Origin of the sequence: Cupriavidus pinatubonensis, from assembly GCF_019602855.1 — a bacterium.
Lineage (GTDB): Bacteria > Pseudomonadota > Gammaproteobacteria > Burkholderiales > Burkholderiaceae > Cupriavidus > Cupriavidus pinatubonensis.
The window spans coordinates 2,303,774-2,327,099 of sequence record NZ_CP080767.1 but is presented as its reverse complement, the minus strand read 5'-3'; the positions used below and the strand labels follow the sequence as shown (position 1 = coordinate 2,327,099).

Sequence of the window (23,326 nt, the reverse complement as noted above, 5' to 3'; positions counted from 1 at the left end):
TCGAATCGTCGGCGCCCGATATTGGCTCGCGCCCACGTCCACGAAACCTGTATCGCAGGGAGAGGCCTCTCACTATGCGGGAGCGCAATGCGCTCATGGATCGCATTGTCGACTACGTCGAGCGACAGATCAAAAGGGGGAGGACAGCTGAGAAGTTCGCAGTCTTTGCTGTACCGAAGAGGAGCGAGCCGCCTGGTGCAGCCAGTGGCGATGGCTCACGTGCCAGGCGGGTTCGCCGCGAGGACGCGCGCATCTTCGCAATCATCAACGAGAAAGACCCTAACTTCGAAAGGCAGCAGCGCCGCGCTGTGTATCAGAACCACCGTGTTGGGCAAGTGTGGGGCGGCGATGTTGATCTGCTGAAGATATGGGACGCCGTGTGCTGCTTCGATAGGAGGCTGGCAAGGTGAAGGTGGAGATTGTGTTTTGGCGCGACATGAACTGCTGCAAGTCGACGCGGGCAGGTATGAGCCTAGCGTGCGACCACGGCAGTCAACTCTGCTGCGCCTGGCACCACCTGGAGCGCGTGCGCAAGCCGAAGGGCCTGCCCGCGCTGCAGGCATTCGCTCGCGACCTCCTGCAATTCTGGCCGCTTTCTGACGTGTTCTGGATCTTCAACGCTGGCGCGGAAATGTCCGCGCTGGCGCTTGTCTGCGTGGCGCGATGCGTCTCGATGCCGGCCGGGGCCGCGCGAGAGGCCTACCGTGCTGATCTTGTTGCCTCGACCTCACCCGAGTTCACGGCCACCTTCGATGTTCTCTATGGGGCCGCCGGCGCGCGGCCGTAGCTTCTATGGACCTACCAATTCAATCGATCGAATCGCTTCGCAAAGCAGGGCAAGAAGCGGCTGAGGGCGGAGAGAAGAAGAACGCCAATCCGTACCCGCGGTATGGCAGTCACTATCGCCAGTGGGAGCATGGCCACGTGTGGGCGCAGATGGGGAAGCTTACGGTGCCACTCAAGCCGGAGGCCAGCCAATGACCGCGTTTGTCATCGATGACCGGGAGTGGGTGCTGATGCGCAAGGTCGACCACCTCGCACGCGACCTGTACCTCTCGCTGCGCCGTCGGATGGACTTTGCCACGGGCATCGTGGGCGACGGAGAAGGCAAGGCCGTGTCCTGGTGGGCGCTGCGCGAGGACACCGAGCTGGAGGGACGGCCTGGCGTGCGCGCCTCCAAGCCGTCCGAGCAGCAGCTCCGCCGGCGTGTGGGGCAGCTCGAGAAGGTTGGCCTGGTGGAGTCCATTGGCAACAGCCTGCGCCTCAAATTTCGACTGCTGGCCGCCCGCAGGCTTTCGCACGTCTCCAATAAAGCCGGAGGGGGTTCAACAGGCCCGGAAGATGCCAGCAATGCCAATGCCGACAGGGCTCTCGGAGGTTATGCACAAAGTAGTTCCGAGCCGAAAGCCGACACACATCAGGGTTCTGGTTTTAAAACCTTAAACCCTCCCCCTACCCCCTCCGGGGATGGCGAAGTCGACCCTGCCCCGCTGGGCGCGGGTCAGGCGAACAACCCCTCTGACGAAGAACCGACGGAGCGCCAGCGCCGTGCGCCCTCGGAGCGGCGCCCACGCAGGTCAAGGGCCGAGAAAAGCGAGCTTGCAGAGGGGAGGTCCGCGGAGGAAATCGCATGGGAGACGCACCTGCGGTGGCCGACCGGCATAGCGGACGCGCAGCGGGCCTACATCGCGCGATCGACGATCGGGATGACGAAAGAGCTGGCCCAACGCGTTTTGGACGAATGGCACGGCGCCTACGAGGCCAAGGTGATCAAGGCGAAGAGCCCGTGGCCCTACTTCCGGGGACTGTTGCAGAATGCGAAAGAATTGGGCGACGCGTGGGAGGCGAAATATGCCGACCAGATCGCGGCGGCGCGCGCCAACGCCATCGCCATGGCCGCGTCGGTTGCCGCCGAGGAGGCGGCGCACCAGGAGCGCATGGCCGAGAGTCGGGCGGATGCGATCGCGGTGGTAGAGGTCTTGCCGTCGACGGCCACGGCGCGCGAGCGCGGGCTTGCGACGGTCCGGGCGATCCTCAAGGGCGGGCGTAGGAAATGAGCGGGTCTGGCCAGGGCATCGTTGGCATGACCGCGGAGCAGGCCTACGCCGAGGCCGTCGAGCAGTTGCAGCTTCGTGCTGGCCAGCAAGACCGCTGGTGCGATCGTGCGGTCTTCTGGACGGCGGTGCGATACGGTGTGGGCGATATCGCACCGGGCACATGGCCCGCGGCGGCCGAGCGCTGGACGCGGCTGTGGGCAGTCGCGCGGCGAGAACACCTGCCGCCGATCCCTGGCGTGCCAGAGGTGGATAACCTGCCGACAGATGCGACGGCAGCCGATCGCGGTCTGGCGCATATGCGCGCCATCGTGAGCAAGCGGAGGTGAGCATGGCGAAGGGTGGTGATCCGCACGCGTGGGTGGTGGCGCGCTTGCAGTCATGGGGTAGGTGGGCTAAGTCGGATTTTCGCAGCAACAGCTACGGCCCGAGCTGCCTGACGCTCGAGGAAATCCGCTCGATGCCAGTGCACGCCTACGTGCCCGTCATCCCGCAGGACTGCGAGCGCACGCATGAGGCCGTCCGCAAACTGCCGGCCGAGTTGCAAGGCCTGGCGGCGGCCTGGTACATCCGCGAATGGCCGAAGTCGCTGATCGCAGAGGAGATGGGCGTCGGCGAAAGCCATGTTTGGCGCCTACACGCGACCTTGACAAAGATAATCGGATTTCTGCTTAAGAATCCGGGGGTTAGTACACCCCCCCTTCGTATCTTGCTTAAATCCTGACAGAGTGGTGATAGATTTCGGCTACGCTGTGCGCTCGGTGCGTGCAGGGGAATAGGAAGCCCGGCCCTCGTCGTCGGGCTTTCTTCTTATGTGCGGCACATCTGGCAGAATCAGGCGCGTGTTAACTAGGGTCGAGGCCATGGAAAAGCAAAGGGAGGCAGTCGAGGCGGTGCTGGGTAAGCCTGTTGCAGCGCAGCTCGTAGATGAGGCCTTGAAGGTCAGACGAAACTTGCTCATCGCTTCACTGGTTTCTTTCTTCAGTGTCTTGGGCAATATACAGGTCGATCCTGCCTCTACCGTGCTCGGGTTTAAGTTTACGGGGCTTACGCCGACAATGATTAACGTCGGATTACTTTCCGTAACGCTCTATCTGCTCCTCCATTTTGGATGGTATGTGTGGGATTCCTTTGTCGAGTGGAGGCTTCGCCTTACCGGTACTCGCGTTGCATACCTCACTGGGGCTTCTTTCGGAAGCGAGCATGCAGATTATCCTGCAGACCCTAAGCAGTCCACACTTCATAATTGGTGGCTGCAGCAATCTCGCGGACTACAAGGGATCGCGGACATGCTAGTGAGTGTCCAGAAATCAATGAATGATCTTGCCGAGACTGTATCTGCAGATAGAGCATCAGACGCTATAAGCGGTTCAACTACGCTCATTCAGCGAATCCACTCCTTCAGTGCTGATCTTGAGGCGATTCACACATCTGTGAAACGCGTGGAGTCAATCGTCCAGTCCGACCGGATACCTGTATCCCTAGGACGATTCGATTCCTGGTTTCGGCATTTCCTTAAAAGCCAGAATATGCGATGGCTCTTCATTGATGCTGGTGTGCCGTTCCTGTTAGGGATTTTTTCCGTGTGTGGCCTGATGCATGAGCTATATATTTCATGTCGATTAGATTGAGTGGATTTTGTTTCGCTGCCGCAGTCCCTCATTAAGGGAAGCCCGACACAATGCACAGTGTCGGGCTTTTTGTTTTCTGGAGCTACCCGTGTGAGTGGCCTTCGCAGCCAGATTACTTTTGTGAGGACGAGATGCCAGGACCGGAATTCACGGTGCGCCCTAATTTCGGGCCGGCCATCGACGCCACGCGGGATCTGCTCGGGCGGCAGCTGCCCTACGCGCTGCGCGTGGCGCTCAACAAGACTGCAGAGCTGGCCAAGCAGCGCCTGGTCAGCGAGATGGCACAGCGCTTCGATCGAGCGACGCCGTACACGCTGAACTCGATCCGGATTTCTTACGCCTCCAAGGACCGGCTCGAGGCCAAGGTGTGGGTCAAGGATGAAGCGGGGAAGGGCACGCCGGCCGAGCGGTATCTCGGGCCCGAGGTCATCGGTGGTCAGCGTCGGCAGAAGCGCTACGAGCGATCGCTCCAGGCGGCAGGAGTACTCCCGTCCGGCATGTACACCGTGACGGGTCGCGCGGCCCAGCTTGATGCCTTCGGCAACTTGAGCCGCGGGCAGATCGTGCAGCTGCTGTCGTACTTCCGCGCGTTTGGTGAGCAGGGCTACCGCGCCAACATGACGGACAAGCGCCGTGCCAACCTGCTCAAGGGCAAGCCATCGCAGGGCGTGCGGGGATTTTCGTACTTCGCGCTGGCCAGGCAAGAGGGCAAGCTGCCGCCGGGCATCTACCAGCGCGTGGCGTACAGCACTGCGGAGAGCGGTCGTATTGCGCATCTCCAGCGCGGCGGCGCCAAGCCCGTGCTGCTGTTCGTGCGCCACGCGGCTTACCGCCCGATCTTCCCTTTCTTCGACCTGGTGCGCGAGACGGTCGAGGGCAGCCTGGCGGCCAACTTCGAGGCATCGACACGTCACGCCCTAGCCACGGCCCGAGCGTGACCCCCCGTCGCGGGTCCTTCCGGGACCGCTCGCATGGGGGTGATTCGAGCCGCGTTTTGTTTCTAGATAAAGGGGGCTCTAGGGTTAGTTAGTTTGGGGGTCCGATGGGCAAGACAGTCAACCTGCAGGAGCTGGCGGAGATCACCGGCTTCGCCGTGCAGACGCTGATTCGCTGGCAAAAAGACGAGGGCATGCCCGTCATGCTGGCTGGCCAGCGCGGCCGCGGCAACGAGTACGACACCAGCGCGGTGATTACCTGGCTCACGCAACGCGAGCTGCATCGCGTAGGCCTGTCGAGCCCGAAAGACGAGCTCGACCGCGCGCGCAAGATCGAGGTCGAGATCCGCATCGGCGAAAAGCTCGACATGCTGGCGCCCGCGGCCACGTTCGAGCGCTTGTGGGGCGACCACATCGAGGCCGCCAAAACGGAACTGCTGCTACTGCCCGGCAAGGTCGCGGACGCGATTTTCGAGGCCCATGACGTCGAGGTCGACGAGCAGCTGATCCTGCCGCTGGTCGAGCAATGCCTCGCGAAGCTGCAGCACCTGGACGAGGACGAAGATGGAGATCCCGACGCTGAGCATTCTGGCGATGCCGGCGACGATGACGAGGATGACGACGACAGCTAAGCGCGTGCTGCGCTCGGCCGTCGCGCGTTGGGCGTTGCCGCCGCGCATGAATGCACTGGAGTGGGCGCGCAAGTATCGCTTCCTGTCGTCGATCGAGGCCGATCGCGCCGGCAAGTACGATCCCGAGGTCACGCCTTACCTGTGCTGGCCGGGCAATCCGCTCGAGGCGCTGGACGATCCGACCGTGATCGAGGTGTGCTGCCAGAAGTCAGCCCAGGTGGCGTGGACGTCGGGAGTACTCGGCAACGTGCTCGGCAAGTGGATCGACCTGGACCCGTCGCCGATCCTTGGGCTGTTCCCGAAAGAGGGCGCGGCCAAGGAATACATGGCCGAGAAGTTTGAGCCGATGGTCACCGCCACGCCGCGGCTACGCCAGGCGGTGGATCTGCGCAGCCGCAAGGCCCAGCAGCGCATGCTGTTCAAGCGGTTTCGCGGTGGCTTCCTCAAGCTGGTCGGCTCCAACTCGCCCAGCTCGGTGAAGTCGAGTCCGATTCCGCGGATATTCATCGAGGAGCCCGACGACTGCAACCTGAACCTGCGCGGTCAGGGCGACTCGATCAAGCTGGCCAAGGAACGGACCAAGACGTTCCGGCGCTCGCGCGTCAAGATCGTCATCGGTGGCACGCCGACGGTCGAGGGCACGTCGACCATCGCCGCCGAGATGGAGCTGTCCGACAAACGCGTCGGCATGGTGCCTTGCCACCACTGCGGCGAGGAGCACGCGCTCAGCTTCGACAACCTGAAGTGCCCCGAAGACCCGGCCGCAGCGCATCCGATCTTCGGCAGCAAGTTGCCGGAAAAGGCGTACTACGTCTGCCCGCACTGCGGCGGGATCTGGAACGACGCGGAGAAGCGTCGCAACGTGCGCGGCGGACGCTGGATGGCCACCGCGCCATTCAACGGCATCGCCGGCTACTTCATCAATGAGCTGTACAGCCCGTTTCCGGGCTCGACCATGCCGACCTTGATGGAGAACTGGCTCACGGCGCTGCATCACCTGGCGATGGGCGACGAGAGCAAGCTTGTGGCCTTCACCAATAGCTCTAAAGGCGAGGCCTACTCGTTCAAGGGCGACCAGGCGAAGCCCGAGCAGCTGGCCGAGCGCGCGAAGGACTACTTGCCGCGCATGGTGCCGGCCGGTGGCCTGATCCTGGTGATGGGCGTCGACCTGCAGCCCGATCGGCTGGAAGTCGTCATTCGCGCGTATGGTCGCGGCGAGGAGTCCTGGCTGGTGCTGTACGAGCGGCTCTATGGGCAGGTCGCGCTGATTCAGGATGATGTCTGGAATCAGCTCGACAAACTGCTCTTCGGCAAGTACCGGCACGCCCGCGGCTTCGCGCTAGGGATCAGCGCCGTGTCGATCGACAGCGGGGATGGCAATACCTCGGACGCGGCCTACAAGTACGTGCGATCGCGCCAGGGCCGCGGCGTGCCGCACGTCATGGCCATTAAGGGCGCGCGCAGCGCGGACGCGGAGATCTTCCGCAAGCCGGGTCCGGTGCTGGAGACCAACAAGAAGAACACCAAGGCCGCACGTTATGGCGTGTCGGTGTTCCAGGTCGGTGTCGGGCGCGCCAAGGATCTGCTGATCGGCGAGCGCGGGCGCGTCGGCCTGGAGGGCAAGGGGCCGGGCCGCTTTCACGTCTACAAGAACGTGATCGCGGACTACTTCGAGCAGCTCCTGGCGGAGGTCAAGGCGCCGATGCGGCAGAAGAACGGGCACGTGATCCGCGTCTGGCAAAAAAAGGTCGGCAAGCGCAACGAGGCGCTCGACTGCGAGGTGTACGCGCTGCACGCATCGCGCGCGGCCAAGGTGCACCTGATGCAGGAACGCGACTGGTCGATCCTGGAGGCGCGGCACTCGCAGAGCGGCTTGTTCGACGAGCCCGAAGCGGTGGAAGCGCCCGAGCCGCCCGCGCCCACGGCTGCACCAGTCGAGCCGGAGGAGGTCGACGACGACGCGTCGAGCACTGAGGACGTCGCGCCGGTACCGCCGCCTGCAGTCGGCGACACCGATTCACCCAACCTGCCACCAGTACGTCGGCGCCGATACGGCACCGTGTCGCGTGGCGTGGAGATTTGACCCATGATCACAGCCGAACAGGCGCAGGCCCAGCTCGATGTCTGGCTGGCCGCAAGCATCGCCGTGGCCAAAGGCCAGGCCTACGAGATCGGTGGCCGCAAGATGACCCGTGTGGATGCCGCCGAGATCCGCGAGCAGATCGACTACTGGGAGGCGCGCGTGGCGCGAGCCCGCCGCGGCGGGCGTCGCATGACGATCGGCTACGGGGTGGCGGAATGAAGATGGCCAAGCCCGCGCCCAAGCTGACGGTGATCGACCGCGTCGTCAACTACTTCAATCCGGCCGCCGGTAATCGCCGAGCGCACGCGCGTACGGTGCAGGCCTACTCCGGCGCGTACGAGGGCGGCTCGCGCACCAAGCGCTCCCTCAAAAACTGGTTTGCGTTCGGTGGCTCAGCAGACGCCGACCTGATCCCGCAGCTGGCGGTGCTGCGCAACCGCAGCCGTGACCTGGCGCGCAATAACCCGCTCGCTCGCGGCGCCATCAACACGATGGTCACCAACGTGGTCGGCACCGGCCTGGCGCCGCAGCCGACGGTCGATGCCGACGTGCTGGGCCTCACCCAGGAGGAGGCGACCGCGTGGCAGCGCCAGGCGCAGCGCGAGTTTGCGCTGTGGGCCGAGAGCAAGGAATGCGATGCGGCCTTGGGGCAGACGTTCTACGAGCTGCAGAATCTGGCCTTTCGCTCGACGGCAGAGAACGGCGACACGTTCATGCTGACGCCGATGTTCGATCGCCACCGCACGCGATATCGCACGCGCTTGCAGCTGATCGAGGCCGATCGGTGCTGCAACCCGCAGGGCCGGCGCGACGACGACCAGTTTGCAGGGGGCGTCGAGCTCGACGATTTCGGCGCTCCGATCGCGTACCACTTTCTGCGTAAGCATCCCGGTGCGCTTGGCGCCGCGGGCGCCCAACGCCAGTGGGATCGGCGCGAAGCGTTCGGCAGCGGCACCGGACGCCGCAACGTGCTGCACCTGTTCGAGCGGCGGCGCATCGGCATGACACGCGGCGAGCCTTACCTGGCGCCGGTAATTGACCCGCTGCGCCAGCTTGGCACCTATACCGATGCCGAGCTGGCCGCGGCAGTGGTCTCCGGCATGTTCACCGTCTTCATCAAGTCCGGGGACGGCGAGGGCCCGCTGCAGCCGGACCCGAATCAGTCTGACCCCGACTACAAACTGGGCAAGGGCGCGGTGATCCAGGGCGCGCCCGGCGACAGCGTCGAGGTGATCAATCCAGGGCGGCCCAACGCGTTGTTCGATCCGTTCGTGCAGTCGATCCTGCGGCAGATTGGGGTAGCGCTGGAGCTGCCTTTTGAGGTGCTGATCAAGCATTACACCTCGAGCTACACCGCAGCGCGGGCGGCGATCCTGGACGCGTGGCGCTTCTTCAAGATGCGCCGCTTCTGGCTGGCCACCAACTTCTGCCAGCCGGTCTATGAGCTGATCATCGACGAAGCGGTGGCCAACGGGTACCTGTCGGCGCCGGGCTACTTCGATCACCCGCTGATTCGTCGCGCCTGGCTCGGCTGCCAGTGGGTGGGCGATGCGCCGGGCGCGATCGACCCGATGAAAGAGGCGCAGGCCTCCGAGCTCAACCTCAAGATCGGGCGTACCACGCTGGCCAAGGAAACGATGGCCTACGACGGCAGTAACTGGGAAGACAACCACGCCCAGCAAACGCGGGAGCATGCCGCGCGCGAGCGCGACGGTCTCCTGCCGACACCGCCAGGGCAGGCCGACGAGCTGCTCGCGCCGCCCGATAACGCGAACGATCAATGACAACCCGAACCCGCCCGCGTGGCGGGTTTCGCTTTTCTGGAGCGACGATGAACCGACTACTGGACGTGGTCACGGGCCCGTGGGCGATCCTGCCCGACAAGCTGGTGGCCATCGTAGACGCATACGACATGCGTATGCGTGGCGATGCCATCGATCTGAAAGCGGTCGAGGCGAGCATCGGGAAGCCGCTGGGCAGCGCGCCGCAGGACTATGAGATCGCCAACGGCGTGGCGATTGTTCCGATCATGGGCACGATCGCGCAGCGCGCCAACCTATTCACCGATATCTCGGGTGGGGCCTCCAGTGACCTGATCGGCCGGGACCTGCGTGCCGCGGCGGCCAATCGCCAGGTGAGCGCCATCCTGCTGCATGTCGATTCGCCGGGCGGCACCGTGGCCGGCACGCAGCAGCTCGCCGACATCGTGCGTGAGGTCGGTGCGATCAAGCCGGTGATTGCACTCGCTGACGGCACCATGGCCAGCGCGGCCTACTGGATCGGCAGCGCTGCGCAGGCGGTCTATGTCGCCGACAGCACCACGCAAGTCGGCTCGATCGGCGTGGTCAATGCGCACCGCGATGTGTCCGGCGCCGAGACGCAACGCGGCGTCAAGACCACCGAGATCTACTCGGGCAAGTACAAGCGCATCGCCAGCAGCTATGCGCCGCTATCGGATGAGGGCCGGGCAACGATTCAGGCCCACTCCGATTACATGTATGAGCAGTTTGTCGACGCTGTCGCCAAGAACCGCGGCACGTCGGCGGACACCGTGCTCTCCGATATGGCTGATGGCCGAATTTTCATCGGCCAGCAAGCCATCGATGCCGGACTCGTGGACGGAATGGCCACAGCCGAGCAGCTGATCGCCCGGCTCGCCGCCGGCGAGTTTCAAGTCCCTGGCGCGAAGCCCGCGCCTGTCAAGAACCGGGCAGAACTGCCCACCTCTCCGAAAGGAACCACGATGAGCATTACCCGCGAAGAGCTGGCGGCCCAGTCGCCCGAGCTGTTGGCAGAAATCCAGACCGAGGCCCGCACCGCCGGCGCCGATGCAGAGCGCGCCCGCATCCTCGGTATCGAGGCGCACGCCATGGTCGGCCACGAGGCGTTGGTCGACTCGCTCAAGGCCGATGGTAAGACCACGCCGGACCAGGCTGCCGCGCAGATCCTCGGTGCCCACCGTGCCGCGCTGGCGAAGCAGGCCTCGGCCATGACTGCCGACGCGCCGACGCCGCTGCCGGCTGCACCGGTCGCCGATCCCGCGCCGGCGGCCTCGGCCAAGCCGGACCCGAAGGCGATCGCCGCGCGCGCCCGCGAACTGGTGAGCACCGCGGAGGCCTCCGGCAAGAAACTGAGCTACTCGATGGCAGCCACCCAGGCCGCAAAAGAACTGGCGCAGGCCTGATCGTCCGCGCTTTCCTCCCTACCACTACAGGACCACATCATGAGCAATCCTGGAATGATCAAGACGGCCATTGCCGAGACCGCCCTGGCCAAGTTCCGTATCACGGCGCCCGGCGCCACCGACGGCTCGGTTAAGCAGGCGGGTGCTGCTACCGATGCACTGAACGGCGTGACGGAGGGCTTTGCCTACGCCATCGGCGATCGCCCCAGCATCGTACGTAGCGGCCTCGCCGACGTCGAGTACGGCGGCAACGTCACGCGCGGCCAGCCGCTGACCGCTGACGCCAGCGGCCGCGCGGTCGCGGCGGCTCCGGCGGGCGGCTCCAACGTGCGCCTGATCGGCTTCGCCGAGGTGTCGGGCGTGCTGGGCGATATCGGCTCGGTCTTCATCGCACCGAGCGTCATGCAGGGCTAAGCCCCGCTTGCCTGCGGTTTCCCTTTCCAATTTCTAGGAGTTCTACATGTCGACTGCTGTCGCGCCGTACCCGATCAACCTGGCGCTCATCGCGTCGATCGTCATCGCCTACACCAACGGCGAAATGATCGCCGACAAGGTGATGCCCCGTGTGACCGTCTCGCAGGCCGAGTTCAAGTACCTGGTGCAGACCGTCGCGGATCACTTCACCGTGCCCGACACTAAGGTGGGCCGTAAGGCGCGTCCCAACCAGGTCGAAAGCTCCGGCATCATGCAGACCGGTGCAGTGTTCGACTATGGCCTGGATGAAATCGTCCCGATCGAGGACGTGCGCAACTCGCCGGAAGGCGTCGACCCGCTGGCACTGGCCGCCGAGTTCGTGATGAAGCTGGTGACGCTGGACCGCGAGGTGCGCGTGGCCAATACCGTCTTCGGTGCGGCCAACCACAACAACAAGGTCACGCTGTCGGGTTCCGGTCAATGGTCGGACTACACCAGCTCGGACCCGATCAGCGCGATCCTGACCAACCTGGACACGCCGATCATGCGCCCCAACGTGGCCATCTTCGGTCGCTCGGTGTGGACCAAGCTGATCCTGCACCCGAAGGTGATCGACTACGTCAACGGCAAGGGCGGCACCTCGGGGGGCGTGACGCGCCAGCAGCTGGCCGATGCGCTCGAGCTCGAGGAGATCCTGGTCGGTAGCGCCTTCGTCAACACGGCGAAAAAGGGTCAGGCCATGTCCCTGCAGCGCTGCTGGGGCAAGCATGCCGCCTTCATCTACCGCGAGATCCCGGCAGAGACCACGCGCTCGACCACCTGGGGCTTTACCGCCCAGCAGGGCGAGCGCATCTCCGATGCCGAGTTCGGCAAGCAGCACGGCGGCCTCGAAGGTGGCTACCAGGTGCGCGCGGGTGAGCGCGTCAACGAGCTGGTGACCGCACCGGATCTGTCCTTCTTCTTCCAGAACGCGATCGCCTAACGGCGCGCCACTGCAACCCTGTCGGCCCGCCGCGTGCGGGCCGTTTTCCTTTTGAGGAGTACGCATGAAAGTCAAAGCGAACTGGCCGGTCGATACCGGCGACAAGGTGTATCCGACCGGCGCTAAGTTCGATGTGTCGGACGACGAAGCCGAGCAGCTCGAACGCTCGGGTGCTGTCGAGATCCTCGACCGCAAGAAAGTCGCCGCCAAGGATAGCGAGAGCGAGTCCGGCGAAGGCGGTGAGGGCGGTGAAGGCGGCGGCACTGAGCCGCAGAGCTGATGCTGGCCGGCGAGGATCTGGACGCCTTTGTCGAGGACTTCGGCGATCCGGTGACGGTGGCCAGCCGCGGCATTGCAAGTCAGCTAGCGGTCATTGAGCAGGGCTGGAAGGACGTCATCAATGGCATCGTACGCGGCCTGTCCTTCACGCTGACGGGGCGGGCTGATGTGTTCGGCCAGCTCGTCGGCACCGACCTGGTGGTGGTCGAGGGCGGATATGCCGCCGGCAACTATCACCCGTTCGGCGCGCCGATGCCGATCGACGATGGCGCCTTCGTGGCGGTGGAACTGAACAAGGTGGCGACATGACGACCCTTCGCGAAACCTACGCGCAGCAGCTCTACGACGCGCTGCGCCAGACGCCTGCGCTGCAGGCCAAGAATGCGCAGTTCTCGCGTTCGCTGTACGCCGCGCTGGACATGCGGAGTACTCGCATCGTGGTGGTGGTCCACCACGGCGCCGACGCACCGGAGGAGCGCGTGGTCGGGATGCTCGATCGTCATAGCGAGGTGCTGCTCACCGTCGTCGTGCGCGATCCGGAACCCGACCAGGTGTCCGAGTCCGTGCTCGAGCTGGTCCAGCCGGTGGTGATGGGCTTCGTCGCCGACGGCCTCATTGACGTCGCCGAGTTGCAAACCGACTCGCCGGCCTACGACAACGCCGGCGGCCTCGTCTCGGCGCGCACCGTCCACTATGACCTGCACTACCGCACCCAGCGCAATAGCCTGAGTGCATGAGAGGAACGACCATGAAAACCCAGAAGGGTCCGCTGGACTCGGCGGAGGTGCTGGCCACCGACCAGTACGCCGGTCAAGCCGGGCGCTACCTGTTCGATCCGGTGACCGGTACTCGGCAACGGATCGACGAAGACGGCAGCCCGCTTGACGCTCCCGAAGCGCCGGCCCAAGCCATCCAGCCCGCTGACGCGGCCGCTGAACAACCTCGCGAGGAATAAATGCCAAAACTCATGCGGAAGCAGATCTTGCTGGCCAAGATCGAAGCGGTGTCCGGTACCGACCCGGTGCCGACCGGCGCCGCCAACGCCATCCTGGTGCGCGCGACCACGCCCCAGCCGCTGGTCGTCGACAACGTCCCGCGCAACCTGATCCGGGCCTATTTCGGCAACAGCGAAAACATCCCGGTCGGCGAGCACAGCGAGATGGATGTCGAGGTCGAGCTCGCGGGCGCTGGTGCCGCCGGCACGGCGCCGGGCTATGGCCCACTGCTGCGCGCGTGCGGCCTGTCGGAAACCGTCACCGCGGCCACCGACGTGAAGTACGCGCCTATCACGGGCAACAATGAGACCGTGACGCTGTACTTCTACCTGGACGGCCTGCTGCACAAGATGATCGGCTGCGTCGGCACGGTGGCCTTCGACATCACGGCGAAGCAGATCCCGTTCATGCGCTTCAAGTTCATCGGCGCGTTCTCGCCGGTGACCGATGGCGCCAACCCGACCGCGGACTACACCAAGTTCATCGCGCCGCGCATCGCGAACAAGACCAACACGGCCACCTGGGCGCTGCACGGCTACACGGGCGCGCTGTCGGCGCTGCAGTTGGATCTCGCTAACGATATCGCCTGGCGCGCGTTGATCGGTAGCGAGTCGTCGGTGCTGACCGATCGCAAGCCGGCCGGCAGCGTCACGCTGGACCTCGGCACGGTCGCGTCGCAGGACTGGTGGACCAAGGTCCGTGGCGCGGTGCTCGACACGCTGTCGATCACGCATGGCCTCACGGCGGGCAACATCGTCAAGATCGACGCGCCCAAGGTGCAGCTGTCCAATCTGCAGTACTCCGATGACAGCGGCATCGCCCAGGTGAGCGCCAATCTGATCCTGGTGCCGAATGCCGGCAATGACGAGTTCCTGCTGACCGTCAAATAAGCGGCCCCGCCGCGCTACCCCAAGGGCCCGCCAATCGTGCGGGCCTTTTTTCTATTCTGAGGAGCTATCCCCATGACGATGAAAATCCGCGCCGCTGGCGGCACGATCAAGGAAAAGGTCAAGGTCGAGCGTCGCAACGATTTCGGCAAGATCGAGACATTCGAGTTCACCGGCATTTTCCGCCGCCTGGACCGGCATGAGCGCTCCGCCCTGTTCAACGCGCACAAGGACTACGTCGATGCGCTGCCTGAGACGATGAACGAGCTGGACAAGGCCAGTGCCGCGGCTGACGACTACGTCAAGCGCTGGATGGTGGGCTTCGAGGACGTGGTCGACGAAGCCGGCAATGCTTTCCAGTTCTCGCCGGAGAACCTACTCGTGCTGATCGCCGATCCGGAAGTGCTCGCCGGCGTACGCCTGGCCATCGACCGCGTTGCAGAGATCAAGGCGCTGCGCACAAAAAACTGATCGAGGCCGCGCGCTACTGGGCCGGCGAGCGCGACGAGTTTGCCGCCGATGACGGCATCGTGCAGCAGCTCGTCGCGTCCGAGGCGCCGGCCGAGGTGATCGCGGCCGCCCGCGCGCAGGCCGGCGAGGCAGTGTTCTACCTGTGGGAGGAAAACCTGCCGGTCTACGAGTTTTTCTGCTCGGTGGCCACGCAATGGGAGAGCACCAGCGCAGGCATGGCCGGCTCGATCCCACGCGGCCTGAACTACGCCTCGGTGGTCGCGCAGATCGCGCTGCAGGTCGACGGCAGGCAGCGTCAGCGCAAGTTGTTCGAGCGGATCCAGCTCATGGAGCGCGCGGCGCTCGAGGTGCTCCACCAGCGGCTGGAGCAGTCGTAAAGAAAAGGCCTGCCCAGCGCAGGCCTTCGCATTTTGAGGGGAGGGGGGAATGGCGGATCTGCCGAAGCTGGTCATGCGCATGGGGTTCTCCATGGGCGACGTGGACCGCGGCCTGGAGGCGGCGGCGCAGAAGCTGTCGGAGTTCGGTCAGGCCGCAGTCGGGGCCATGGGCGGCGCCACCAAGGCGGCGCAGGAAACCGGCAACGCGACGCAGGCCGCCGGTGGGGCCGCTTCGACCGCGGCGGCGCAACTGGCCGAGGCGGAGAGCCGCAAGGCGGCGGCGTTGGCGGCGGCCAGCGGTGCGGTGCGCGAGCAGACGCAGGACATGGCGGGGCTAACGGCCGAGCAGGCCCGACAGATCGCTGCGGGCGCCACCTACCTGAAGACGCTGCGGCAACAGGTCGAAACGCTGGGCATGACGCAGACGCAGATGCTGCGGCACAAGGCGTCGCTGCTGGGCGTCGGCGACGAGGCTGAGCCGATGATCCGCAAGCTCGACGCCGCGCAGAAAGGGCTGCAGCAATCAACCAAGCAGGTCGGCACCAGCGTCGGCCAGACCACGCAGGCCATGCGGATGTTGCCGGCGCAGCTCAGCGACGTGGCCACCCAGCTCGCCGGCGGTCAGAACCCGCTCCTCGTGCTGATGCAGCAGGGCCTGCAGACGCGCGACATGTTCGGCGGCTTCCGTGAGATGTTTGCCGGCATCGCCGCAGCGCTTTCGCCAGCGGTGCTGGGCTTCGGTGCGCTCGCCGCCGCGGCGGGCGTCATGGGCCTGGCGGTCTACCAGGGCCACCAGGAGCAGAAGGCGTTCAACGATACGCTGGCGCTGACCGGCAACTACGCCGGCCTGACGGCGGACGCATTCAGCGCCTCGGCCCAGCGTATTGCAAAGGATGCAGCCACCGGCATCGGGACCGGTCGCGAGGCGCTGCAGGCGCTGATGGCCACCGGCACGCTGACCGGCGCAGCGCTGGATCTGCTCGGGGCGGCCGCGGTGCGCCAGGCGCAGCTCTCCGGCGAAAGCATGGAGAGCATCGCCAAGGACTACGCGTCGATGCCGGACGGCGTCGCGAAGTGGGCGGCCGAGCACAACAAGTCGCTGCACTACATGACCCTGGCGCAGTACGACTACATCAAGGAACTCGAAGACCAGGGCAAGACGCAGGCGGCCGTGCTGGAGAACGCCAAGGCGCTGCACGATCACCTGGCCACCAAGGGCGTGGAGAGCCTGGGCTACCTCGAGCGGGCGTGGCGCGCGGTGGGCCGTGCCATCTCGGGCGCATGGGACTCGGCGAAGTCGTTCGGACGCGATGCGCCGAATGCCGGCGCGGCAGTCATCAATGACCGCCGCAACGAGTTGCTGCGTCGCGCTGGCGCGGCGCGGGGTCGCGGGGATACCGCCCAGGCCAAGGCGCTGGAGGAGCAGGCCGCGCAGGTCGAGGCCTCGATGCAGGCGCTGCAGGTCGAGGAGCGCCGCCTGGCGGAGGAGGCGTCCCGCTTCCAGCAGAAGCAACAGGCCGCCATGAAGGCGTCGGACTTCATCGGCAACCTGGAAGACGGCGCCTCGAAGGCCGCCCGCATGAATAAGGAGCTGCGCGAGTACCGGCAGAACCTGGACGCGATCCGGGCCGTCAACCCGAACGACGAGCGCCTGGACCCGACGCGCGTGTCGCGCATGGAAGCCGATATCCGCAAGAAATACGCGGAGAGCGGGGCGGCGGCCAAGGAAGCGCTCAATGCGCAGATCGCGGTCTATGAGGGCTACCAGCAGACCCTCGAGGAGATCAAGAAGGGCGAGGAGCGGGATCTGGCCAGCCAGCGCAAGCAAGGCCTGATCAGCGAGCGTGACTATCTGGACCAGTCCTATCAGCTGCAGGACAACTACCTGGTCGACCGCCAGGCATTGGTCGAGCTGGAGCTCGAGGCGCTGGGCGGCAAGAAACAGACCGCCGCTTACCAGAAGTACGTCGGCGAGCTGCAGAAGCTGCAGCAGGAGCGGCTCAACAATGAGCAGACGCACGTCAACGCCGTTGCCGAGCTGCAGACGCGTCTGGCCACCGAGTATGCCCACGGCATTGACCAGAATGTCGGCTCGCTGCAGAAGTCGACCGATGCGCTGCGCCTGGAGAACGAAAACTACGGCATGACCAAGGGGCAGCTCGCCTCGGTGACGGCCGAGCGCTACGAGGAGTCGCTCGCGCTGCTCGAGCAGGGGCGGGCACGTGTGGCCATGCTGGACGGCACCAAGGCCGAGCTCGACTACTACGACGAGGCGATCGCAGGCGTGTCGCGCCTGGCGCGGGCCCAGCGCGAGTATGCCGACGCGCTGCAGGGCAACGAGTATCGCGACAGCGTGCGCAAGGCGGCCGAGGAGTCGGTCAAGGACTGGAAGCGTGGCAGCGAGGAAATCAACCGCTCGCTCACGGATTCCTTGCTGCGCGGCTTCGAGAGCGGCAAGGGGTACGCGCGCAACCTGGTCGACACGATGAAAAACATGTTCGGCACGCTGGTGCTGCGTCCGATCATTTCGGCGATCGTCGCGCCGGTCGGTGCCATGTTCAGTGGCGGGGTCCTGGGGGTGCCTGGCACCGCGTACGCGTCGGGCGGCACCAGCCTGCTCGGCGCGGCCAGCAACCTGCAGAGTGCCTACAGCGCCCTGACCGGTGGCGTCGGTGCCACCGTGTTCGGCTCGTCGGCGGCCTATGCCGCGGCGGTGCCGGGGCTGACGTCGTTCGGTGCGGGATCGCAGGCAGCCATGTTGGCGGCGCAGACGGGCGAATTCGGCGCGGCAGGCCTCGCGTCGACCGCGGCCGCAGGCGGCGCCGGCACCGGCACCACGGGCCTGATCGCTGCGATGGGGCCTGCAGGGGCTGCGGCAGGCGGCATCGTGGCCGGCTATGGCCTGGGGTCGATGATCTCCGGCCAGTTCTCGGCGATCGGCAATAACCAGGCCTACGCGACGGGCGGCGGCACGGCGGCCGGCGCTGCCATCGGCACGGCCATCCTGCCCGGTATTGGCACGGCGATCGGCGCAATCATTGGGGGTGTGGCGGGCGGTCTGGTGAACCGTGCGTTTGGCATGGGCCCGAAGCGTTACGGGGATAAGGGCTTCGAGGGGGTGGTGACGGCTGACGGCTTTGATGGCCGGGCCTTCGCCGACTGGTCGCAAAAGGGCGGGTGGTTTCGCTCCAATCGCAGTGGCACGGATTACGCCGCGGTCGACCAGAAGACGCTCGACGGCGTCAACGCGCAATTCGGCGGCATGGTCGGTACCTACCAGGCGCTCAACAAGGCCACCGGCATTAGCGGTGACATGAGCGGCTTCCGGTACACCATGCGCGACGACTGGAGCAGCCCGGAGAACATCGCCAAGTCGTTCGGCAAGCTCTCGGACGCGCTTGGCGATCACCTGGTGCCGGGCATTGAGGGCTTCCGCAAGGAAGGCGAGCAGCTGCTCGACACGGCGACGCGGCTGACGGGCGTCTTCACGGCGACCAATCAGATCGCCATGGTGTTCGGCAAGGACGTGCAGGCGGTGTTCGGCTTTGTGGGCCTGGCCAGCACCGATATGCGTCAGCACCTGATCGATGCCGCGGGCGGCATGGATGCCTTCACCTCGCAGCTGGCCACGTACTACGAGACGTACTACAGCGAGGAGGAGAAGCTGCAGCGCCTGCGCCAGACGCTGTGGGATCAGTTTGCGGCGCTGGGCGTGGCGATGCCGGACAGCAAGGAAGCCTTCCGGGCGATGGTCGAGGGGCTGAATCTCACGACGGATTCCGGCCAGCAGGCCTACACCGCGCTGATGGCGATGGCACCGTCATTCGCCAAGCTGGTCGACGGGCTCGACCAGGCCAAGCAGGCGATGTCGGCCTTCGCGCAGCAGGTGTCGGACTTCCAGCAGTCGCTCATGGGCGGTGACCTGTCGACGCTGACGCCGGAGCAGAAGTATGCCGAGGCCAAGCGCCGCTATGACGAAACCTCGGCCGCGGCCATGTCGGGAGACAGCGCCGCGCAATCGCAGTGGACGCAGATCGCGCAGGCCTTCCTGGAGGCCTCGCGCGGCTACTTCGCCAGCGGTGGCCAGTACGCGGCCGACTTCGCCTCGGTGCAGGGCTTCCGTCCCAACGGCTCGCACGCCGGCGGCCTGGATTACGTGCCGTTCGACGGATACCGGGCCGAGCTGCACCAGGGCGAGCGCGTGCTGACGCGGGCAGAGAACGCCCGCTACAGCGCGCCGATGCCGAACTGGTCGCAGTACGGGCGCGGGGGCAACGCGGCGCTGGCCGAGGAGGTCAAGGCGCTGCGTGCGCAAGTCGCCTCGCTGCAGGACCTGCAGGGGCGGCTCGCGCAGGCCATGGAGCAGAGCGCCCAGTCGCGCCACGACGAGGCGATGGTTGTGCAAACCAAGCAGGTCCGCCTGCAGAAACAACTCGTAGATAAGCAATGACCATTGCGATTGAAGTCAGCGCGTACCGGCTATCGACCGGCCTGGTAGAAACGCTCCGCTTTGCGGATGACGGATTTACCACCAGGCCGAGCGATACGCCGGCCAATGCGTATTTCGAGCCGCGTCTCGATGAGGTGCCGCGGTTGTCACGCACGCTGTTTGACCAGGCCACCACCTACGGCGCGTCGCGGAGCACGCCCGGCGAGATCCTGCTGGACAACGCCGACGGCGGTCTCGACATTCTCCTGACCGACTATGCCTTTGATGGCCGCGCCTTCGTGGTGCGTGTGGGCGACCGTGCGGCGGCGGTATCGACCTGGCCGGTGGTGATGTCGGGCGTGCTGGACGATGTGCACTGCGAGGGCGGCGAGCTGAGCCTGGTGGTGCGCGATCGCCTGGCGGTGCTGGGCAAGGTGCTGCCACGGCCGAAGTACGCCGGCAACAACGTGTTGCCCGATGGCCTGGAGGGCACCAAGGACGATCTCAAAGACGGCTACAAGCCGCGCGTGTACGGCAGCGTGCTCAACGTGCTGGCCAAGTGCGTCAACACCAGCAAGCTGATCTATCAGGTGTCCGACCAGGCCTGCACGGTCAGCGCGGTCTACGACAACGGCGTCGCGCTGGCGCTCGGGGCCGACTACACCAGCTCGGCGGATCTGCTGGCCAACGCGCCGGCGGCCAGCACTGTGCGGCGCTGGGGTGGCCTGTTCCGGCTCGGTTCGACGCCGGCGGGGCAGGTGACGGCGGATGCGGCCACGGGCGAGACGCGCACGGGCGCGTTGCTGCAAGCGGTGGCGCTCGATGCGGGCATCCCCTCGGGCGATATCGTCGCGGCCGACGTGACGGCGCTGAATGCGGCCAACGCGGCGCCGGTGGGGGTGTGGGTCGACGGCGAGGCGAGCGGCCAGTCGGTAATGGATGCCCTGGCCAACGCGATCGGCGCCTGGTACGGCTTCGATCGTCTGAACCGCCTGCGCATGGGGCGCCTCACCGCGCCTAGTGGTACGCCGACGACGCTCTACGCGGACTCAGACATGGCGCTGTCGGTACGCTCGGCGGGCGTGCCGAACTGGCGCGCGGTGGTCCGCTACGCGCGCAACTACACGGTGCAGGACCAGCCGGCCGGCTCGGTCAGCGCGGCGCGGCGTGCCTTCCTTGCGCAGGACCAGCGCCAGTCCGCGAGCGAGCGCACGGCGGTGCAAACGGCCTGGCCTTCGTCGGATGAATTGTCGTTCGATGCGGCGCTGGTGGCCGAGGCCGATGCGTCGGCAGAGGCGAGCCGGCGCGCCGATCTGTACAGCGTGCGCCGCATGCTGGTCGATATCGAGATCCCGCGCACCGAGCTGGGCGCGCTCGATCTCGGCAGCGTGGTGACGATCGAGACCACTCGCTACGGCTTGAGCGGGCGCTTGCTGTGCGTGATCGGCCTCGATGCCGGCGCCGATCGCGGCACGGCCAAACTGACCTTGTGGGGCTAAATGGCAAACGTACTTCTGGCGCACCCCAATGTCGCCGACAGCGGCACCCTGTCCGGCGGCAATTGGCAGGTGGCGCTCAACAATCTGAAGGACCGGCGCCTGTCGCGCGTGGCGCGCAGTGCCACCGCACTCAAGGCGGATACCCAGTTCGTGCTGGATCTCGGCCAGAGCCGGCTGGTGTCGGTGATCGCGGTGGTACGGCACAACCTGTCGACGTCTGCCAAGTGGCGCCTGCGTGTGGCCAATGCGCCCAGCTTCGCGAGTCCGGTCTACGACAACGCCGTGATCTACCCACCGGACGGCAGTGCCTCGCTGCAAATGGATTTCCTCGCGCCGAGCTATCTGGCGTGGGATCCAGACTGGCCGCTGGCCTGGCCGACGCTGTTTCCGCCGGCATCGCTGGAATGGGAGGACGACAACTTCTGGACGGGCTCGATCACCGAGGAGGAGCGCAAGCAATATCCGTCGATGCTCCTGGTGATCCTGCCCAAGCCGACGGCCGGCCGCTACATCAAGATCGAGATCGACGACGAGTCCAACCCGGATGGCTACGTGGAGTTCGGGCGGCTGTTCGTCAGCCGCGCCTGGCAGCCGCTCAATAACGCCAACTGGGGCGCGTCGATCGGCTGGGAGACGGATACCACCACGCAGCGCGCGCTGTCCGGTACGCCGTACTTCGACCGCAAGGACGGGCGGCGCGTGACCCGCTTCGAGCTGGGCTATCTGTCGCGCGACGAGGCGCTCGGGCAGGTGTTTGAGCTGCAGCGGCGCGCCGGCATCGATGGCGAGATCCTGCTGGTGTGGGACAAGGACGATCCCATCAACCTGCTGCGCCAGTCCTACCTCGGGCACCAGCGCCAGCTCAACCCCATCGCCCGCGCCTTTGTCGGCAACCACAGCAACGCTTTTGAGATCGAGGAGCTATGACCAGCGTAACTTTTACCCCAGATGTCGGCGGCGACAACATCACGATCGACGACACCGACAGCGCGACGACGGGACTCGCGAACGGTGGCCACCGCACCCGCTTCATGATCGCGCTGCAGCAGCTCATGAAGCTGGCGCAGTGGATCAAGACCACGGCTGCCACGGTGCTGGGCTACCGCGACGCCGCTGCCACCTCGGCCAGCCAGGCGCAGACGTACGCGGCGGCCGCCCAAGCTGCGGCGGGCATTCCATCTCTGACCGGCAACGCTAACAAGATCCTCGCGGTCAATGCGGGCGCCACGGGGGTGGCTTGGGTGCAGACGCTGCCGTCATTGACCGTCGCGGCGCTGACGTCGACATCGGTGACCGCCACCGGGGCGATCGCCGGGGATACTCTTGCCGCCAAGAGCACCACGCTCACGGACACAGCGCCCAGCACGCGCTACGTGGAGAGCGATCAGAGCGGCGCCGCCGGCGTGTTCATGACGCAGGTCCAGGGCGGCCTCTATTCGTTGGTGCGCAACACCGCGGCAGCACGGGACTACAGTACCTCTGTGGCCGAGCACGTGGTCAACGGCTCGGGCCGCCACCTGTTCGGTGGAGCGGCGGACAACACCGCCGACAAGTTCCAGTTTCTGGGGGATCTGCTGGTGACGGGCAACCTCAAGGCCACGGCAAACGTGACGTGGACCTCGGATGCCCGCGTCAAGCAGGACATCGTCACGATCGAGGGCGCCCTCGGCTTGGTGGAATCGTTGCGCGGCGTGCGGTACACCCGGAGTGATATGTGCGACGGCCGCGCGCACGTGGGCGTGATTGCGCAGGAGGTGCGCGAGGTGCTGCCGGAGGCGGTCATTGAAGGGGCCGATGGCTTGCTGGCGGTCGACTATGGCACGCTGGGACCGGTTCTGATCGAGGCGGTGAAGGCGCTGTCGCAGCGTGTGCGCCAATTGGAAGGGGCGCGCGCATGACCACACCTGCCGCGCCGCCGATCTCGATCCAGAACATCTCCGCGGAGCTGCGGATTGTCGGCTCGGGGCAATTGAACTACGACCATGTCAAGCGCCTGGCGGGTCTCTCGCGACTGGCGACCGGCGTGTCGCTGTCGCAGCTGCTGGGCAAGACGCGACCCTACTGGGCCGGTGTGGATGCCGCAGTGAGCGGCAATAGCATCGGATACAGTGCGTCGTCCCTTGTGGGCGCACTGTTCCCATCGACCGATGTGTACTTCGGCAATGTGCAGATCCGCCAGCTCATGACGACCACATACGGGGGGGCGACGGTACAGACAGGACTGGTCTTTGCCTCGGATCCTGGCTTCCGCAATGACGTCAAAGCCAGGCTGCTCGACGAGGATTTCGGATTTATCCGTGAGGTGACGCTGACCTACTCGGCGAGCACAGGGAACTGGTTTACACCGGAGCTCGCAGTGGGCTCTGCCGCGGCCACGCTATTCACCGGCGCCGGAAGCTTCGAGCTCGACCTGATCAAGCTCTAACCCGCAATCAAAATTCATCGTGCCACCTTCGGGTGGCTTTTTCATTTGG

26 protein-coding genes are annotated in these 23,326 nt (G+C 65.7%); all 26 read left to right on the top strand.

Going from position 1 to position 23,326, the window contains the following annotated elements:
• Positions 1-95: 95 nt before the first annotated feature.
• The 26 genes from K2O51_RS23430 (at position 96) to K2O51_RS23305 (ending at position 23,277) form a co-directional block, all read left to right on the top strand.
• Positions 96-410: a hypothetical protein gene (locus tag K2O51_RS23430; protein ID WP_220630863.1), complete on the top strand. Its 315-nt coding sequence runs from the start codon at positions 96-98 to the stop codon at positions 408-410.
• Complete coding sequence (locus K2O51_RS23425) at positions 407-787, top strand: hypothetical protein (protein WP_220630862.1); 381 nt, start codon at positions 407-409, stop codon at positions 785-787. The genes K2O51_RS23430 and K2O51_RS23425 overlap by 4 nt, the downstream gene beginning before the upstream one ends.
• Before the next feature lie 190 nt (positions 788-977).
• A complete protein-coding gene (locus K2O51_RS23420; RefSeq protein WP_220630861.1) occupies positions 978-2,057 on the top strand; it encodes a hypothetical protein in 1,080 nt (359 codons plus the stop codon).
• Positions 2,054-2,383 (top strand): hypothetical protein, encoded by a 330-nt coding sequence (locus K2O51_RS23415; RefSeq protein WP_245001875.1) that lies wholly within the window; start codon positions 2,054-2,056, stop codon positions 2,381-2,383. Before K2O51_RS23420 ends, K2O51_RS23415 begins: the two co-directional genes overlap by 4 nt.
• Before the next feature lie 2 nt (positions 2,384-2,385).
• Positions 2,386-2,778 carry a hypothetical protein gene (locus tag K2O51_RS23410; protein ID WP_220630860.1) on the top strand — a complete coding sequence of 131 codons (393 nt, stop codon included), beginning with the start codon at positions 2,386-2,388 and terminating at the stop codon, positions 2,776-2,778.
• 139 nt (positions 2,779-2,917) lie between these two features.
• Positions 2,918-3,685, top strand: a complete 768-nt coding sequence (locus K2O51_RS23405; protein WP_220630859.1) for a hypothetical protein — start codon at positions 2,918-2,920, stop codon at positions 3,683-3,685.
• 131 nt (positions 3,686-3,816) lie between these two features.
• Entirely contained in the window at positions 3,817-4,623 is an 807-nt protein-coding gene (locus tag K2O51_RS23400; protein ID WP_220630858.1) for a hypothetical protein, read from the top strand.
• Between the two features lie 104 nt (positions 4,624-4,727).
• Positions 4,728-5,252, top strand: a complete 525-nt coding sequence (locus K2O51_RS23395) for a terminase small subunit (RefSeq protein WP_220630857.1) — start codon at positions 4,728-4,730, stop codon at positions 5,250-5,252.
• Positions 5,236-7,335: a phage terminase large subunit family protein gene (locus tag K2O51_RS23390; protein ID WP_220630856.1), complete on the top strand. Its 2,100-nt coding sequence runs from the start codon at positions 5,236-5,238 to the stop codon at positions 7,333-7,335. The genes K2O51_RS23395 and K2O51_RS23390 overlap by 17 nt, the downstream gene beginning before the upstream one ends.
• Positions 7,336-7,338: 3 nt before the next feature.
• Entirely contained in the window at positions 7,339-7,554 is a 216-nt protein-coding gene (locus K2O51_RS23385; protein ID WP_220630855.1) for a DUF6148 family protein, read from the top strand.
• Entirely contained in the window at positions 7,551-9,119 is a 1,569-nt protein-coding gene (locus K2O51_RS23380) for a phage portal protein (protein WP_220630854.1), read from the top strand. The genes K2O51_RS23385 and K2O51_RS23380 overlap by 4 nt, the downstream gene beginning before the upstream one ends.
• Before the next feature lie 47 nt (positions 9,120-9,166).
• Positions 9,167-10,519: a S49 family peptidase gene (locus K2O51_RS23375; RefSeq protein ID WP_220630853.1), complete on the top strand. Its 1,353-nt coding sequence runs from the start codon at positions 9,167-9,169 to the stop codon at positions 10,517-10,519.
• Positions 10,520-10,558: 39 nt separating this feature from the next.
• Positions 10,559-10,933, top strand: a complete 375-nt coding sequence (locus K2O51_RS23370) for a DUF2190 domain-containing protein (RefSeq protein WP_220630852.1) — start codon at positions 10,559-10,561, stop codon at positions 10,931-10,933.
• A gap of 46 nt (positions 10,934-10,979) precedes the next feature.
• Positions 10,980-11,915 (top strand): major capsid protein, encoded by a 936-nt coding sequence (locus K2O51_RS23365; RefSeq protein ID WP_220630851.1) that lies wholly within the window; start codon positions 10,980-10,982, stop codon positions 11,913-11,915.
• Between the two features lie 64 nt (positions 11,916-11,979).
• A complete protein-coding gene (locus K2O51_RS23360; RefSeq protein ID WP_220630850.1) occupies positions 11,980-12,195 on the top strand; it encodes a hypothetical protein in 216 nt (71 codons plus the stop codon).
• Complete coding sequence (locus tag K2O51_RS23355) at positions 12,195-12,503, top strand: hypothetical protein (protein WP_220630849.1); 309 nt, start codon at positions 12,195-12,197, stop codon at positions 12,501-12,503. The genes K2O51_RS23360 and K2O51_RS23355 overlap by 1 nt, the downstream gene beginning before the upstream one ends.
• The gene (locus K2O51_RS23350) at positions 12,500-12,931 is read left to right on the top strand and encodes a hypothetical protein (protein ID WP_220630848.1); all 432 of its coding nucleotides are present in this window, start codon (positions 12,500-12,502) and stop codon (positions 12,929-12,931) included. The genes K2O51_RS23355 and K2O51_RS23350 overlap by 4 nt, the downstream gene beginning before the upstream one ends.
• 11 nt (positions 12,932-12,942) lie before the next feature.
• Positions 12,943-13,149: a hypothetical protein gene (locus tag K2O51_RS23345; RefSeq protein WP_220630847.1), complete on the top strand. Its 207-nt coding sequence runs from the start codon at positions 12,943-12,945 to the stop codon at positions 13,147-13,149.
• Positions 13,150-13,161: 12 nt separating this feature from the next.
• Positions 13,162-14,079: a phage tail tube protein gene (locus tag K2O51_RS23340; protein WP_245001874.1), complete on the top strand. Its 918-nt coding sequence runs from the start codon at positions 13,162-13,164 to the stop codon at positions 14,077-14,079.
• A gap of 72 nt (positions 14,080-14,151) precedes the next feature.
• Positions 14,152-14,547: a hypothetical protein gene (locus K2O51_RS23335; protein ID WP_220630845.1), complete on the top strand. Its 396-nt coding sequence runs from the start codon at positions 14,152-14,154 to the stop codon at positions 14,545-14,547.
• 59 nt (positions 14,548-14,606) lie between these two features.
• Positions 14,607-14,924 (top strand): DUF1799 domain-containing protein, encoded by a 318-nt coding sequence (locus K2O51_RS23330; RefSeq protein WP_220630844.1) that lies wholly within the window; start codon positions 14,607-14,609, stop codon positions 14,922-14,924.
• A 49-nt stretch (positions 14,925-14,973) separates the two neighbouring features.
• Entirely contained in the window at positions 14,974-19,374 is a 4,401-nt protein-coding gene (locus K2O51_RS23325; protein ID WP_220630843.1) for a phage tail length tape measure family protein, read from the top strand.
• Positions 19,371-20,852, top strand: coding sequence for a hypothetical protein (locus tag K2O51_RS23320; RefSeq protein ID WP_220630842.1), 1,482 nt, complete (start codon positions 19,371-19,373; stop codon positions 20,850-20,852). The genes K2O51_RS23325 and K2O51_RS23320 overlap by 4 nt, the downstream gene beginning before the upstream one ends.
• Positions 20,853-21,779 carry a hypothetical protein gene (locus K2O51_RS23315; protein WP_220630841.1) on the top strand — a complete coding sequence of 309 codons (927 nt, stop codon included), beginning with the start codon at positions 20,853-20,855 and terminating at the stop codon, positions 21,777-21,779. It abuts the gene before it with no gap.
• Positions 21,776-22,750 carry a tail fiber domain-containing protein gene (locus K2O51_RS23310; RefSeq protein ID WP_220630840.1) on the top strand — a complete coding sequence of 325 codons (975 nt, stop codon included), beginning with the start codon at positions 21,776-21,778 and terminating at the stop codon, positions 22,748-22,750. Before K2O51_RS23315 ends, K2O51_RS23310 begins: the two co-directional genes overlap by 4 nt.
• A complete protein-coding gene (locus tag K2O51_RS23305; protein ID WP_220630839.1) occupies positions 22,747-23,277 on the top strand; it encodes a hypothetical protein in 531 nt (176 codons plus the stop codon). The genes K2O51_RS23310 and K2O51_RS23305 overlap by 4 nt, the downstream gene beginning before the upstream one ends.
• Positions 23,278-23,326: the final 49 nt, after the last annotated feature.

Bases quoted from the DNA above. Each gene is read 5' to 3' on its own strand.
- K2O51_RS23320 (WP_220630842.1), top strand. From the start codon at position 19,371: ATGACCATTGCGATTGAAGTCAGCGCGTACCGGCTATCGACCGGCCTG.
- K2O51_RS23325 (WP_220630843.1), top strand. From the start codon at position 14,974: ATGGCGGATCTGCCGAAGCTGGTCATGCGCATGGGGTTCTCCATGGGC.
- K2O51_RS23430 (WP_220630863.1), top strand. From the start codon at position 96: ATGGATCGCATTGTCGACTACGTCGAGCGACAGATCAAAAGGGGGAGG.
- K2O51_RS23345 (WP_220630847.1), top strand. From the start codon at position 12,943: ATGAAAACCCAGAAGGGTCCGCTGGACTCGGCGGAGGTGCTGGCCACC.
- K2O51_RS23405 (WP_220630859.1), top strand. From the start codon at position 2,918: ATGGAAAAGCAAAGGGAGGCAGTCGAGGCGGTGCTGGGTAAGCCTGTT.
- K2O51_RS23385 (WP_220630855.1), top strand. From the start codon at position 7,339: ATGATCACAGCCGAACAGGCGCAGGCCCAGCTCGATGTCTGGCTGGCC.
- K2O51_RS23350 (WP_220630848.1), top strand. From the start codon at position 12,500: ATGACGACCCTTCGCGAAACCTACGCGCAGCAGCTCTACGACGCGCTG.
- K2O51_RS23315 (WP_220630841.1), top strand. From the start codon at position 20,853: ATGGCAAACGTACTTCTGGCGCACCCCAATGTCGCCGACAGCGGCACC.
- K2O51_RS23335 (WP_220630845.1), top strand. From the start codon at position 14,152: ATGACGATGAAAATCCGCGCCGCTGGCGGCACGATCAAGGAAAAGGTC.
- K2O51_RS23305 (WP_220630839.1), top strand. From the start codon at position 22,747: ATGACCACACCTGCCGCGCCGCCGATCTCGATCCAGAACATCTCCGCG.
- K2O51_RS23365 (WP_220630851.1), top strand. From the start codon at position 10,980: ATGTCGACTGCTGTCGCGCCGTACCCGATCAACCTGGCGCTCATCGCG.
- K2O51_RS23375 (WP_220630853.1), top strand. From the start codon at position 9,167: ATGAACCGACTACTGGACGTGGTCACGGGCCCGTGGGCGATCCTGCCC.
- K2O51_RS23420 (WP_220630861.1), top strand. From the start codon at position 978: ATGACCGCGTTTGTCATCGATGACCGGGAGTGGGTGCTGATGCGCAAG.
- K2O51_RS23360 (WP_220630850.1), top strand. From the start codon at position 11,980: ATGAAAGTCAAAGCGAACTGGCCGGTCGATACCGGCGACAAGGTGTAT.
- K2O51_RS23340 (WP_245001874.1), top strand. From the start codon at position 13,162: ATGCGGAAGCAGATCTTGCTGGCCAAGATCGAAGCGGTGTCCGGTACC.
- K2O51_RS23395 (WP_220630857.1), top strand. From the start codon at position 4,728: ATGGGCAAGACAGTCAACCTGCAGGAGCTGGCGGAGATCACCGGCTTC.
- K2O51_RS23415 (WP_245001875.1), top strand. From the start codon at position 2,054: ATGAGCGGGTCTGGCCAGGGCATCGTTGGCATGACCGCGGAGCAGGCC.
- K2O51_RS23310 (WP_220630840.1), top strand. From the start codon at position 21,776: ATGACCAGCGTAACTTTTACCCCAGATGTCGGCGGCGACAACATCACG.
- K2O51_RS23400 (WP_220630858.1), top strand. From the start codon at position 3,817: ATGCCAGGACCGGAATTCACGGTGCGCCCTAATTTCGGGCCGGCCATC.
- K2O51_RS23370 (WP_220630852.1), top strand. From the start codon at position 10,559: ATGAGCAATCCTGGAATGATCAAGACGGCCATTGCCGAGACCGCCCTG.
- K2O51_RS23380 (WP_220630854.1), top strand. From the start codon at position 7,551: ATGAAGATGGCCAAGCCCGCGCCCAAGCTGACGGTGATCGACCGCGTC.
- K2O51_RS23410 (WP_220630860.1), top strand. From the start codon at position 2,386: ATGGCGAAGGGTGGTGATCCGCACGCGTGGGTGGTGGCGCGCTTGCAG.
- K2O51_RS23390 (WP_220630856.1), top strand. From the start codon at position 5,236: ATGACGACGACAGCTAAGCGCGTGCTGCGCTCGGCCGTCGCGCGTTGG.
- K2O51_RS23355 (WP_220630849.1), top strand. From the start codon at position 12,195: ATGCTGGCCGGCGAGGATCTGGACGCCTTTGTCGAGGACTTCGGCGAT.